General features: G+C 50.7%; 7 protein-coding genes. 3 read left to right on the top strand and 4 right to left on the bottom strand.

The annotated features are described in order from the left end of the window. Nucleotides 1-3: 3 nt before the first annotated feature. Complete coding sequence (locus WKJ03_RS05835; protein ID WP_337841232.1) at nucleotides 4-786, bottom strand: TSUP family transporter; 783 nt, start codon at nucleotides 784-786, stop codon at nucleotides 4-6. Continuing rightward, on the bottom strand, nucleotides 786-2,813 hold the full coding sequence (gene dinG / locus WKJ03_RS05830) for an ATP-dependent DNA helicase DinG (RefSeq protein ID WP_337841231.1): 2,028 nt from the start codon (nucleotides 2,811-2,813) through the stop codon (nucleotides 786-788). The genes WKJ03_RS05835 and dinG overlap by 1 nt, the downstream gene beginning before the upstream one ends. Before the next feature lie 463 nt (nucleotides 2,814-3,276). Between dinG and WKJ03_RS05825 the strand changes: the two genes are divergently transcribed. The 3 genes from WKJ03_RS05825 (at nucleotide 3,277) to WKJ03_RS05815 (ending at nucleotide 11,176) form a co-directional block, all read left to right on the top strand. Continuing rightward, entirely contained in the window at nucleotides 3,277-6,150 is a 2,874-nt protein-coding gene (locus WKJ03_RS05825) for a TonB-dependent receptor (RefSeq protein ID WP_337841230.1), read from the top strand. A gap of 416 nt (nucleotides 6,151-6,566) precedes the next feature. Further along, entirely contained in the window at nucleotides 6,567-9,431 is a 2,865-nt protein-coding gene (locus WKJ03_RS05820; protein WP_337841229.1) for a TonB-dependent receptor, read from the top strand. 98 nt (nucleotides 9,432-9,529) lie between these two features. Then, on the top strand, nucleotides 9,530-11,176 hold the full coding sequence (locus tag WKJ03_RS05815) for a sulfotransferase (RefSeq protein ID WP_337841228.1): 1,647 nt from the start codon (nucleotides 9,530-9,532) through the stop codon (nucleotides 11,174-11,176). Here the strand turns inward: WKJ03_RS05815 and WKJ03_RS05810 are convergent. Continuing rightward, nucleotides 11,145-12,935 carry a tetratricopeptide repeat protein gene (locus tag WKJ03_RS05810; protein WP_337841227.1) on the bottom strand — a complete coding sequence of 597 codons (1,791 nt, stop codon included), beginning with the start codon at nucleotides 12,933-12,935 and terminating at the stop codon, nucleotides 11,145-11,147. The genes WKJ03_RS05815 and WKJ03_RS05810 overlap by 32 nt on opposite strands. A 59-nt stretch (nucleotides 12,936-12,994) precedes the next feature. Continuing rightward, on the bottom strand, nucleotides 12,995-14,737 hold the full coding sequence (locus tag WKJ03_RS05805; RefSeq protein ID WP_337841226.1) for a sulfotransferase: 1,743 nt from the start codon (nucleotides 14,735-14,737) through the stop codon (nucleotides 12,995-12,997). Between the last annotated feature and the right edge of the window lie 24 nt (nucleotides 14,738-14,761).

Raw genomic sequence — 14,761 nt, 5'->3', positions numbered from 1 at the left:
CACTTAACCCTGGCCGCCCCAGGCTTGCCATAACAAACGGGCAGTAATAGCCAGTACCATAGTTAAAAACAAAGGCCGGATAAACTTGCTGCCAAATTTAATGGCGGAGCGGGCACCAAAATAGGACCCCAACATCAGGCAGGCGCCCATAGTCAGCCCCAAGGCGTAATGAATATGGCCTAAATAGGCAAAGGTGACTAAAGCAAACACATTGCTGACACAGTTCATGGTGCGGGCCACACCACTGGTCAGCAGCAGGTTGATTTTATACAGCGCCATGGTGGACACCATCCAGAAGGAGCCGGTACCAGGCCCGGCCAGGCCATCATAAAAGCCCAGGCTCAGGCCCTGTAAGCGCTGGCGCCAGAAATGGCCGGCTGTTTGTGGTGGCAGGCTGAGTTTGTCGTCCGGTTGCATTTTGACCAGCAGGCTGTAGAGTGCGGCCACCACAATAAAAAACGGAATGATTTTTTCCAGCCACTCTTTGGGGATCCAATCAACCACCAAAGTGCCGGCAATGGCGCCGACTGCAGTAAAGATCAGGGCTGTGCGCCAGTACGAAGGGTCAAACAAGCGCCTTTTATAATAAGTAAGCGACGCTGTGACTGAACCAAAAGTGGCGGCCAGTTTGTTGGTGCCCAGCACCAGATGGGGTGGCAAGCCTGCCGTCAGCAGAGCTGGGACCGTTAACAGGCCACCGCCACCTGCTACGGCGTCAATAAAACCAGCCACCAGGGCGACAGCACATAAAGCCGCCACCATCCATAGATCCAGCGCTATTTCCATCAATTGTCTTCTATTGTCCGGGAAAAAGGAGGCAAAGCACTGAGCATGGCTTTGCCATAAGATTTGGTCAGTAAACGCCGGTCCAAAATGACTACCCGGCCTGTGTCCTGCTCTTTGCGCAGCAGTCTACCACAGGCCTGCACCAGTTTTCGTGCCGTCGCTGGCACTGTTTGCTGCAAAAACGCATTGCCACCCCGTTTGGTGATGGCTTCGGCCATTGCTTCTTCAAAGGGGGAGGAGGGCACGGCAAAAGGCAATTTGGTAATAATGAGATTGGTCAGCAGCTTGCCGGGTAAATCCAGCCCTTCAGAGAAGCTTTGAGTGCCGAACAGGATGCTGCCGCTGCCACCGTTGATTTTTTGCTGATGCAAGTCCAGCAGGCTTTGCCGCGAAGCCTCGCCCTGCACCAGCAACGACCAGCCTTGACCGCGCAAGCCTTCAGCCACCTGTTGCATTTGCCAATACGAAGCAAACAGCACCAGATGCCCCTGAGTTTTGTCCAGGAACTTGGGCAGCACCTGGATCAGTTCATCGGTAAAAGCGTCATCGGCCGGATCGGTTTGCATGGCGGGGAGCAGCAGGCTGGCATTGTGTTGGTAGGCAAAAGGCGAGGCCACCCGCAGCATACGCACACCTTTGTGGTCTTTCAGCCCCAGCTCAAAGCGGATGTGGTCAAAACTATTCAGCGTGGTCAGGGTGGCTGAACACAAGATGCTGGCAAAGGCCTGGCTGAATAATAAATCGTCCAGCATAAAACTGACCGACAACGGGCAGGCATGGGCAGTCAGATGCTCCTGATATTCCAGCCAGCGGGCCTGACTGACGTGCTTGTGTTGCGGCACCGACAGCAATTGCCACAGTTCAGACTGATTCTGCACTCTGTGCTGCTGCAAACTGAGTTCATGCTGCAGCGGCTGGGTCAGTTTTGTGGCCACTTTATGTTCGGTGTCGGCGTCGCTTAACAGCTGCTGTAATTTTTCTACCACACTGAGCAGTTTGCCACTGCACTCTGCCAGTGGATTGGTCTGTTTCTGCAGCCAGTCCGGCAATAAGGCATCAGCAAAGCGGTGGCTGGTTTTTTCACTGAACCACGCCTGCTGGCTGATCTGCCGGGTTAACTGCCTGAGCTCTTTGTCCAGCTCCAGCCACAATTCGTCAAACTGAAAACACAAGGTGCTGGCACCGCTTTGTGGCAGCAGGCCGTGCAATTGCTGGCTAAGCTTTTTCGTTTTATCTAACCAGCGTTCCGGTAAATCCAGCTGAGCCTCGGCGGAGAAAAAATCCCGGCCAATGTCGGGTAAATGATGCGCTTCATCAATGACATAAATGCAATCTTCTGGTGCAGGCAAAATTTGTGCGCCGCTGTCCAGGTCGGCCAGTAACAAGGCATGATTCACCACCAATACGGTGGCTTGCTCAGCCTGCTGGCGGCTTTGATGAAAAGGGCAGTGCTGATGACTGCGGGGGCATTGTTGGGGATCTGCACTGATCAGTTGCCAGAGGGCGGGCGGTACCGCATCGTCCAGACTGTCGCTGTCACCGCTCCATTGCCCGGCCTGCCATTGCGCCAGCCATTTGGGCAGCAAACTCAGATCCGAGGGGTTGGCAGCACCGGCAAATAAATCCGGTTGCTGTACTTGTCGTTTTATTTTCTCCACACAGGCATAACGTTGCCGGCCTTTGACCAGGCAAAACTCAAATGTCAGTCCGCTGTGCTGACGGAAAAACGGCAGGTCTTTGCTGACCAACTGCTCCTGCAGCGCCACTGTGGCCGTGGCGATCACCAGTTTCTTGTTGTAAAACTGTGCTGCAGGCACAGCAGCCATCAGATAGGCCAAGGATTTCCCTGTGCCTGTGCCGGCTTCAATTAAGGCGACTCTGTCATAACTGTGATAACTGCCAGCGATCACATTGGCAATCTCGGCGACCATCTGGTTTTGACCGGGACGGGGCTGATAGCCCGGCAGCTGCAGTTTCATGGCCTGATGAATGGTGCGGATACGTTGTTTCAGAGAATCACTGAGCATTGAATAGACTGGGGCAGCTGCAAAAACCCTATGATAAATCAGTAGGTCGAATGCAACAATCGACGAAACACAGCTGAATTAACCTCAGCTGTTGCTGGAAAAAAGTGCAACTTTGTCAGCAAACCAATACAAATAGCCAGCGCCTGATGCGGTGAAATGCTGTTAAATTGTGGTGAATAACCAGATAGTTTCGGTGATTTGCGGGTGGAAAAACTGCAGCAGAATTCCTTGTCTGGTGGGCTCTGGCGCCAATTTGGCGGAAAAATACTCACATCACTTTACATTAGACAACTCTTAACCTCAGAAGTTCCTCCAAATTTGTTGACCACGAGAAAAATTTACGTTTATTATCCGGCAGCCGAACCGGCTTCACCTCCGGAATGTTGTATCGGAATTCCAGCCACCTTGAAAGGTTGGTTGTCGTAAAAATAGAATCACTTCACAGTGGTCCAGGGAGAAAAACATGTTTACAAATAATAAGTTGTCAAAAGCTGTGCGCTTAGCCGTTGCTTTTGGCGCTGTATCAACCGTGGCGTTCACAGGCGCAGCTTTCGCTCAGGACGCTGCCAAAGAAGAATCTGCAGAAAAAGTAGAGCGTATTGACGTAACGGGTTCCCGTATCCGTCAGACCGATATCGAAACTGCACAACCAGTGTTCACGATGGACCGTATGGACATTGCCAACCAGGGTTTCACTTCTGTAACCGATATTCTGCAGAACATGTCAAGCACTGGTGCGCCTCCAATCAGCCGTTCATCTGTATTAAGTTCAGGTGAAGGTGTTGGTGGTAACTATGCCAACCTGCGTAACCTGGGTGCAAACCGTACTCTGGTTCTGGTAAACGGCAAACGTTTAGGTATTACGACTGACGGCCTGCAAGACTTATCAGCCATCCCAATGTCAATGGTTGAGCGCGTAGACGTACTGAAAGACGGTGCCTCCACCATTTACGGTTCTGATGCTATGGCCGGTGTAGTGAACATCATTACCCGTAAAGACTTCGAAGGTCTGGAATTAATTGCGTACACTGGTGAATACGACCAGGGCGACGGCGCTAAAACCAACGTCAGTCTGGTTGGTGGTGTTGTTGGTGAAAAAGGTTCTATCACTTGGGGTGCCGAGTGGCGTGACGAAGGCGAAGTGTGGGCAAAAGACCGTGAGTTTTCAAAATTAGGTCGCCCAGACCGCGAAGATTATTCTTCAAACTACACACTGGTCGGTCAGTATGGCCGTTTCAGCTACAATGGCCAATGGTGGGTTGCTGACCGTCCAAGCACAGCTTCTGATTTTGCCAACGACTTCCATGTTCAGCAAGCAGCCAGTGCTTCAGGCCTGGGCGATACCAGTAATCCAAACGAGCAGATGCACCTGTTAACTCCTCTGAGTGCACGTTCTCTGTACCTGAGCTCAAACTACGAGCTGGCTGAAAACGTTAAGTTTACGTCTGACATCGGTTACACCAACCGCAGCTCTACCCGTCAGATCGCCGGTTACCCTCTGCAATCTGCCAGTACTTTTGGTGCTGTCAGCGGCTGGTTCCTGGATGCGAACAGCTATTTCAACCCGGTAGACACCAACGTACGTTTCACCCGTCGTGGTTGGGAAATGCCTCGCACCACTGAAAGCAAACAAGACACTCTGCGTGCTACTGCAGCGCTGGAAGGTTCATTTGATATCGGTGAGCGTTACTTCGACTGGGATATCGGCGGTCTGTATAGCCAGAGCAATACTCTGCAAATTGGCCGTGGTGACTTCCATGTACCAAACACTGTTCTGGCAACTGGCCCGTCATTTATGACCGCTCAGGGTATTGTTCAGTGTGGTACTGCAGCTAACCCAATCCCTCTGACCCGTTGTGTTCCTTGGAACCCACTGGCAGGTTTTGGTGCAGGCTCTGAAGCGAACTCCTTGTCAGATCCGGCTGTTCAGGCATTCCTGTTCCCAACGTCACACGCCCGTGGTGAAACAACATCGTCAATCTTCTTCGCGAACATCGGCGGTCTGTTATTCACTCTGCCAGCTGGTGACGTTACCTTCGCCGTAGGTACTGAGCACCGTAAAGAAGAAGGTGTGTTCAGCCCTGACGCTCTGGCTCAGTCTGGTATGACGACTACGCTGGCTGCAGGCCCGACTCGTGGTACTTACGACCTGGACGAGTACTATGCTGAATTAAACGTACCAATTCTGGCGGACATGGACTTCGCAAAAGAAGTCAGCCTGAGCCTGGCGTCACGTTACTCAGACTACAGCTCGTTCGGTGACACCACCAACAGCAAAATCGGTCTGAAATGGAAACCAGTAGACGAGCTGTTAGTTCGTGCCACTATGTCAGAAGGCTTCCGTGCGCCTACCATCAGCAACCTGTACGGTGGTGGTTCACAGAGCTTCGTTACAGGCTTTATCGACCCGTGTGACTCTGTATACGGTGTAGCCAAAGGCACAGCCCGTTGTTTACAAGATGTTCCAGCCGACTACCGTCAGCTGCAACAGGGCTTTATCCCAACAACAGGCCCTGCTGCCCAGACTCCGGTTCCGTTTAACAGCGGTTCTAACCCACTGCTGCAACCTGAAACTTCAGAAACGACCACTGTTGGTTTCGTCTGGAGCCCAGAGTTTGTTGAAAACCTGAACGTGGTATTCGACTGGTGGAACATCAAGATCGAAGACACCATGGTCACCGATACAGCAAACGCCATTGTGGATGACTGTTATGTGGGTTTGATCGAGTCTCGTTGTGCTATGTTCTCACGTGACCCGGTAAACCATATTGTCAGCAACCTGACCTATGGCCTGCGTAACGCTGGTATGACCAAAACTGCTGGTTTCGACTTAGGCCTGGCTTACAAATACGAAACTGAGTTCGGTACTTTTGGTACTAACTGGAACAGCACCTACATCGAAAAATACGACAGCAAGTCAACCAATGACCCAGAAGCTCTGCTGACTCCGTCAGTGGGTTACGGTTCAACCTTCCGTGTTCGTTCTAACTTAGGTTTAAGCTGGAACCTGGGCGACTTTGGTGTGAACTGGACTATGCGTTACTACTCCTCTACCAAAGAGCGTTGCTACTACACTGACAAGTGCAGCATCCCAGACTTCAAAGCGGACTGGACAAACGACGTAGTGACTCCGTACAACCGTTACGGTTCAACCACGTTCAACGATGTACAGTTCAGCTACCATGCTCCATGGGAAGCCCGTATCTCTGTGGGTGCCAACAACGTGTTTGAGAAACAAGGCCCAATCATGTATTCACAGCCAAGCAGTAACTTCGCTTACTACGGTGGTTTTGATATCGGCCGTTTCTGGTACGTTCGTTACGAACAGAAGTTCTGATTTGAACGTCGTTAAAATGCACAGCTGATTTATTTTCAGCCGTCATTTCAAAAAAAACCAGCCCTGTACAGGGCTGGTTTTTTTTTGCGTAATCAGCAGGTTTGAAAGTTTAAGTGGAACTAAGGATCGCGCTGCAGGCCAGTTTTTCCGTGTGCTGTCTGATTTTGGGGAATTGCTTCGGAAAAACAGACTGGTTAAAAGTTGCCCACATTGTGTGCTTTGTTGTCAACACGGACGACCATCAGCCAGATGTTTAGTTCCGCAAAAGCTGTTGACCCATCGAAAAAATTGCGTTTATTATCGATGTGTTTGAGGCCAAAGGCCGAAACAATGAGACGGAACTTGTATCGCTGAACAGGATTAGTCCTTCTAAAAAATAGAATCACTTGCATAGAGAGTGGTCCAGGGAGAAAAACATGTTTACAAATAATAAACTGTCAAAAGCTGTGAAGCTGGCGATGATTTTCGGCGTCAGCTCAGGTGCAGCTATGTCTTCTGCGGTCATGGCTCAAGAAGCTGCTGCTGAAGGCGATTCAGTCGAGCGTATTTCGGTCACTGGTTCTCGTATTAAAAGAACTGACTTAGAGACCGCCAGCCCGGTTCAGGTGACCAGCAAAGAAGAAATCAAAATTGCCGGCTTTACCCGTGTTGAAGACATGATGAACAGCCTGCCGCAAATCGAAGCCTCTAACACGGCCTTTCAGTCGAACGGCGCTACAGGTACTGCAAGCTTAGACTTACGTGGTATGGGTCCACAGCGTACGCTGGTACTGATCAACGGCCGCCGTATGCAGGCCGGTGGTATCAACTCCTCTGCAGCCGACATCAACCAAATTCCTGCCGCTCTGATTGAGCGTGTTGAAGTGATGACCGGCGGTGGTTCTTCCACTTACGGTGCTGACGCTGTTGCCGGTGTTGTGAACTTCGTGATGGACAAAAACTTCGAAGGTTTGGAAATTACAGCCAACGGGTCTGGTTACCAACACGATAACGATAACAAATACATCCAGAGCAAAATGGATGCCCGTGGTTATGAGTACCCGACAGGCAGCTCAGGCATTGACGGTAAATCCTATGACTTCTCTGTCACTATGGGTGGTGAACTGGGTGACAAAGGTCACGTTGTAGGTTATATGACCTACATGAAACAAACTGAATTACGCCAGGGTGCCCGTGACTATTCATCATGTGCCTTGAGTGCAACAGGTACATCTTGTGGTGGTTCAGGTAATACACCAATCCCGAACTTCTATATTTCGTCTCCTAATGCGGATGGTTCTTTTGACTGGGACGAAGGTGACTATGAGTACTGGTCATTAAATTCTGACAGCTCTTTTACGCCTGACACCCAGGTGTATAACTATGCACCTATCAACTTCTTCTTACGCCCGAATGAGCGCCATACCATTGGTATGTTTGCCAACTACGAAATAAACGATCACTTCCGTCCTTATATGGAAGCGATGTTTATGCGTGACCGCACTGTGGCGCAGATTGCAGAGTCAGGTACTTTCTTTAACGATAACTACCTGATTGATTTTGACAGCCCGCTGCTGACCGATGGTCAGCGTGCTCAGTTGACTGACCGTTTTGGTCTGCAATCCGGCGATCAGTTTGCTGCTTATATCGGTAAACGTAACGTCGAAGGGGGCGGCCGTCAGGACCAGCTGGAGCACAACTCCTTCCGTCTGGTATTAGGGACTGAAGGTGAAATTTCGGACACCTGGACCTACGATACGACGATTCAGTATGGCTCTACCTCATCGTCTTCTGCTTACCTGAATGACTTCTTCGGCCCGCGTATTTTCACTGCGTTGTCAGCCAATGGAGAAGACTGTGCAAGCACAGATGGTTGTATTCCATACGAAGTGTTTAAGTACAATGGTGTGACTACTGAAGCAGCCCGCGCTTTAACTGGTACTGCCATTATGAATGGTGTGACCGAGCAGATTATTTTCGGTGGTTTCGTGACCGGTGAGACTGGTGTGAGCTTCCCTGGTTCAGATACACCAATTTCTGCTGTATTGGGTGCTGAATACCGGAAAGAAAACTACTCACGTACTGCGGATGAAGTGTATGAGCAAGGCCTGTTATTAGGTCAGGGCGGCACCACGAAGAGTATCTATGGTGGTTACTCAGTTCGTGAACTGTACTCAGAATTACGTGTACCACTGGTGCAGGACATCGCCATTGCGGATGGTATTGCTTTAGACCTGGGTTACCGCTGGTCTGATTACAGCACATCAGGTGCCGAGCCTACCTACAAGATTGCGGTCGATTGGGATGTAAACGACGACTGGAAACTGCGTGGCAGCTTTAACCGGGCTGTGCGTGCGGCCAACAATATTGAACTCTATGCGCCACAAAGCGAAGGTCTGTGGCAGGGTGCTGATCCATGTTCTGGCGCCACTCCAACCTTAACTGCTGCCCAATGTGCGCTGACTGGTGTAACAGCTTCTCAGTACGGCAATATCAGTAAGAGCCCGGCAGACCAATACAATGGTTTGTTTGGTGGTAGCCCTGAACTGAAACCTGAAGTTGCAGACACCGTATCTTTTGGTATCGTCGGCAATCCGTTTGAAGATTTTAACTTCTCTGTCGACTACTGGAATATCGAACTGGAAGATGCCATTGGTGCCATTGATGCGGAAATTATCGTGACTCAATGTGCTCTGACCGGCAACTCAGCTTTCTGTGATAACGTACAACGTACTCCGGGTAGTGGCAGTCTGTGGTTAGGTGAAGGCCGCGTCGTCGCGACCAATATCAACCTGGGTAAACTGCACTGGGAAGGTGTGGATTTAAGTGCAAACTACAATATGGATTTATTTGGCGGCAACCTGAATACCAACCTGATTGGTACTTATATGCTGACCAAAGAGTACGACAATATTCCAGGCGTTTCTCCAGCCTTTGATTGCGTCAGCACTCTGGATTATGGCTGTTTTGCCCAGCCAGAATGGCGTCATGTGTTAGCCTTTAACTATGACACCGGCAGCTTCTGGCGTGCCACGTTGAAATGGCGTTTCTACGGTGAAATCGCTGATTACACCGGCACCGACACGCTGGTACAGGATGGCATCGATTCACAAAGCTTTATTGACCTGAAAGGTTCATTCGCTGTGAACGATTACACCACCTTGTTAATCGGTGTGAACAACGTACTGGACCGTGAACCGCCAATGGTGGGTGGCTCTCTGGCAACCAACGGTAATGCGATCGCAGGTTTCTATGACACCTTAGGTCGTTACTTACACGCGTCTGTGACCTTCAAGTTCTAAGCTGACTTGAATTAGAAAAAGCGGGCAAAGGCCCGCTTTTTTATTTATCCTGGCAGCTCAGGCTTCCAGGTTGTTGATTAATAAACGAAGGATCATTCATGCTGGAGCAAGCGTTGACCGCATTAAAAGCCAATGATATGGCTTCAGCCCAGTTGTTGTTAACCCAAGCATTAACAAACCCCACCGAACGCCATGCTGCTTTACGTCTATTGGTCAGGCTATCTGTTGAGCAGAATAATCTGCTGCAGGCCATTGCGTATGCAGAATGTTTAGTGAATGAATTTCCCGAAAAAACAGATTATTACTTTTCATTGTCGCAGTTTTATCTGTTGGACTATCAGCTGCAGAAAAACCAGGATCTGTGGCAGGAATTTGTCCATCAGCGGTCGGCCGACCCCAACGGCTGGTTTCAACTGTCTGTTGCCGCCAGACAAAACAGAAATGCAGAACTGGCGCTGGACGCGTTAAAACACTGGTATGCGCTAACGGCAGAGCACAGCGAATTTCTGTTCCAGCAGGCGTTGATTTGTTCCGAATTGCTCAGGCAAGAAGCGCAGGCTGTGGCTTTATTGCATCAACTGCTGGACATTCGGCCTGGTTACCATGCTGCGTTATTTAATCTGGGTCATCTGTACGAACAGCTAGGCGACCTGAGTCAGGCGACAGCCTGTTTTCAGGCAGCTTGCCACAGCAAAACTGACGATGCGACCAGTTGGGCCCGCTGGCTGGAACTGGCCAAACCTTCTGTTGAGGATTTGCAACACCATCAACCTCAGTTTGAACTCTTGTTATCAGCGCCAGCCAACTTTGCACAGGTGGATCTGTGTTATGCACTGGGGCTCTGTTATGACCGGCTGGGTTTGTATCCACAAGCCTGGCAATACTATCAGCAAGCCAATCAACGTGACCGGCAGTTTTTGCCTGCGTATCAGCCTGAACAAACGCAGCAACTGATGGCATGGTGCCGGCAGCGTCAATTCACACATAATCCGCAAATCCAGACCTCTTCGTTAACCCCCATTTATATCTGTGGCATGTTTCGTTCGGGTTCGACGCTGGCAGAACAGATTCTGGCGGCCAGCGGGCAAGTGGCTTGTGGCGGTGAGCTGGAATTTTTGCACCGGCAGCTGTTTTCTCTGATTGGGCAGCCCCAGGCTTTGCTGAAAAGGGCGGCAGAGCCGGAGTTTCTAAAGGAATACCTGAAGCAGGTCGAGCCCATTCTGCATGGCCGGCAGTACTTTACCGATAAAAGGCCAGAAAACTTTCTGTACCTGGATGTGGTTTTTCAGCATTTTCCCGCCGCCAAAGTCATTTGGACCCGACGCCAGCTGGCTGACAATGCATTGTCAGTGTACTTTCACCGATTGGGGCCCGGTATGAGTTATGCGACCAGCCTGGATTCCATTGTGCATTATGAACACCAGCAACAAGCACTGATGCAGCATTGGCAGCAACTGTACCCCGGGCGCATTTTTGCGCTGGATTATGATGAACTGGTTCAACAGCCGGAGCGGGTGCTGACCACTTTGTTTGATTTTCTTGGCTTGAGGTATAACGATGAAGCGGAGCACTTTTATTTGCAGAAACATGCGGTGAAAACAGCCAGTGTGTCTCAGGTCAGACGCCCCTTGTATCAGCATTCGTCGGGGCGGTATCTGAATTATCAGGAGGATATACTGCAAAGCGGCATGTTTCCTGTCTACTGCCAGCTTCTCAGTTCACTGGCTGCAGATCACAGGGAATAGTGCTGCGTGGCTCAGTGCTTAACAGCGGATAAGTACCATGCCAGAAAAAGCTGGGAAACAGAATGATTTGTCCGGCCTGAGGGCAAATTTCCCGGGCTATTTCTTCCTTGTCACCTAAACCCAGGCAGGTTTCACCCAGTTTCAGCCAGCCGGATTTTGTTGGATCGGCTGCTGACATACAGGAGGGTACCTCGATATAGCTTGGCGCCGATAACCAGCCCGCAGGATGGACATGATTGCTGTGAAAGCCGCCCTGACCCAGTTGCACCGACCAGCTGCCGTTCAGCAGGTAGCTGCCGCTGTTGCGTCTGCAGGTGGGGTGCTTTGGATCCTTTGGTAAGGCGGCCAGATAGGTTTGAATACAGTGTTCCACACTGCGCCGAAACGCCTGTACCAGAGGGTGCGGGCTGGCTAAAAAATGCCCTTCACTTTGGGTGCCCGCGCGGACACTTTGATCCAGAGGCTGGCGCTTCTGGCGCTGATGTAAACTGCGTATGTACTGTGTCAGTTCAAACAAAAAGTCTTCTTTTCGGCTAAAACCTGCTGGTACGGGTAATTCCATCACCCGGAGCAAGTGGTCATAGTTATTCAGCCATAGATGGCGCTCGTCCCCAGCCAGCCGCCAGACCAGCCCAAGATAAGCCCATAACTCCTGATTGTCGGGATTCTGTGGCAATGCAGCTTGCAAATGCTGATCTGCCTTTTGATAATCAGCTTGTTTCAGGTAATGATTGGCCAGGTCAATCTGGTACCGTGCTGAATCTGGTGCCATAGCGGCAGCCTGCAGATAAAAAGGAAAAGCCTGTTCCTCCAGCTCAAGGTAGGACAGAGATACGGCTTTGAGATGATGAAAGCGGGCTTCTGCAGGATGGGCTCTGAGAGCCTGATCTGCTGTATCTGCAGCCTGCTCAGGTTGACCGCTGCGCAGCAACTGGCTGATCAGTGACGCTTGCAGATCCGGATGCGGCTGATACCGTTGCATCACCAACTGATAAGAAGAATGCAGTGCTTCGGTTTTTCCTTGCCCCCAATACAGTTTGTTCAGGCTCTCGTGGGCCGGTACATAGTTAGGGGCAAGCTCCAGTGTATGTTTTAACCACTGCTCACAGAGGTCGGCCTGCTGCAGTTCATAATAAGTACAGGCAATGCTGTAGCCGATCTCCACATGCTGAGGAAAATCCCGTTGCAGAGCCAAAAACAGCGGAAGCGCATCCGCGGCCCGGCCTGTATCCTTGAATGCATTCGCCAGACTATGGCGAAAATACAAATCGCCAGGGTAGAGTTGCAATGCCTGTTGCAGCAGTTGGATGCCCAGAGCCAGCTGTTGGGTTTCCAGCAGCAGTTTCACTTGTAGCCACAGCAGCGTTTTGTCCTGACGTCCCTTTAACTGCCGACTGAGCTGGCTTGCCCTCTTGTAGTATTTCAGTTGCAACAAGGCATCAAAAAGGGCTGCCACCGCCGGTGCATCAGGTACGCTTTGCTGATGTTCAAACAAGTCGACAATCGCCTGATGGTTTTTTTGACGGCTGAACAACTGGGCCAAGGTGCTGCGAATTTGGGATGCCGCCGGAAACTGCAATAAGCCCTGCTGCAGCACTGCTATTGCTTCGGCGGACTGATGTTGCTGAAAAAGAATCTGCGCTTTAAGTAACCAGTGCTCTGGACGCTGAAACCCCGTTTCGGCCAGATGCTGCAGCGCAAGCTCATGATTATTGCGTTGCAGCGCGACTACAGCTGCCTGGTAAAAGTCAGTTTGCATGCTTTTCAGTTCCGTTTAAGCACAGTCGTGACGGATGAATGACAGTGCTGCTCACAAGTTCAGCTCAGAGCTGTCGGCTGGCCGGATTCTACCTTCTTAATTAAAGGCGCCAGAAATTCACTGACCTGCTGCCAGTCGGTCATCGCAGTTTTATACAGAGGTTGCCTGACCTGCATGGCGCTTGGCGTCTGGATTGAACGTTGCGTCTGGTGGAATTGCAGGCAATCCGGGTGATAATCCAGTTTCAGATACTGTGTTATCTGAAGTAAATGCTGTTCCGGAGCCTGCAGTAAGTCTTCGTAAGCGATGGTCAAGAGTTGTGGGCCCAACTGCTGGCGCCAAAACTGCATCATCTGTTCATAGTTCAGGTAATACTGGCCTATTTCCTCCAGGTCATTGGCATAGAGGTGGCCCTCGGCAAATATGTGACGATACAGGCTCCAGCCCGTCGCGATCGGGTCCCGGGTGGTTTCGATAATTTTGGCATCTGGAAACAAGGTTTTAATCAGACCAATATGGTTGCAGTTTGCCGGCAGTTTATCGATCAGGTAGCGCCCTTGTTGCCTGAGCGGGGCGACATAATCCAGATAGCGTTGGGCCAGTGTGTGGCGCTCTGCTTCGCTGAGCTGCGCCAGACCATAGGGACTGCTGTCCTGTTTTCTGGATTCAAGCAACCGGGCTATGCTGCTTATTTCTGAAATTTCATGGGAAGCATCGATTTCTGGGTGTGATGCCAGCATTTGCTCCAACAGAGTGGAGCCTGTTCTCGGCATACCCAGAATAAAAATCAAGCCGCTGGGAGCTGTGCTTCTGTCAGAAAATTGCTGCTGACTGAAAAATGTTCTTAATTGCTTTGAATCATGAACCCTGACGTTATTACCCGCTTTGTATCGCAGCCGATTGGCCTGCTGATAATAATCACAGGCTTCAGCGAACTGTTTTTTCTGCTCTTTCATTTTGGCCAGAGCAAAGAGTAAATACATTTTTTCCTGCGGCGCCAGAGGGCTTTGCAGCAGTTGCAGCATCCGTTCAGATTGTTGCTCATTAAAGCGATAGGTTTTCAGGTTGGCTAAGTGCCAGTAACTTTCCGTTTTATCTTCATGGACAGCCAGGGCCTGCAGGTAATAATTGGCAGCAGCTTCTGCGTCGCCGGCAAAGGTTTTCAGATGCCCGAGCAGATGCAATACAAAGTGTCTCAGTCGCGGATCCTGTTGCAATTGCAGATAGATCCGCTCCGCCTGGTCAATCTGAGCCGTCTTCAGATAGGATTGCGCCATCGCCAATGCGGTATCGGGTGCGTCCAGTAGTTGCTGAAGCGGAATATCTTTGCCTATATCAATGGCTTTATTAAATTGTTTCACTTTGGCCATGTGCTGAATGGCCCGATGCTTGGTTTTGGTATTGGCAAAGTTGTGCCGATGCAGCGTTTCAAATATCTCAGTGGCAGTTTCGTAATCGCCACAGGCCATGGCCAGCTCAGCATAAAGTGCCAGGGCGCGGAATTCTCCGGGTACATCACTCAGCATGGAGTCCAGTATCTCCCTGCAGTGCTGGAATTGGCGTTGTTGCAACGCCTGGCTGGCCAGGTACAGGCGATGATTAAAATAAGCAACCAGCTCGTATTGCCTTTGGGCCTGTTGCTGCAATTCGGCCAGACCCGCTAATCCGGCCCATTCGGCCAGCTGCAACCAAGCGTCATGGTCTGTCGGATGTTGCTTCAGGTACTGCTGAAGCTCAATAGTGGCTTGTTTATACTGGCCTGCGGCCACCAGTGGTGTTAACTCGGAAACTATGTTTTGCATGAGGTGTCTGTAAAACTGAATTTG

The organism is Rheinheimera sp. (assembly GCF_037442525.1).
GTDB lineage: Bacteria > Pseudomonadota > Gammaproteobacteria > Enterobacterales > Alteromonadaceae > Pararheinheimera.
This window is presented reverse-complemented; position numbering and strand designations above follow the sequence as displayed.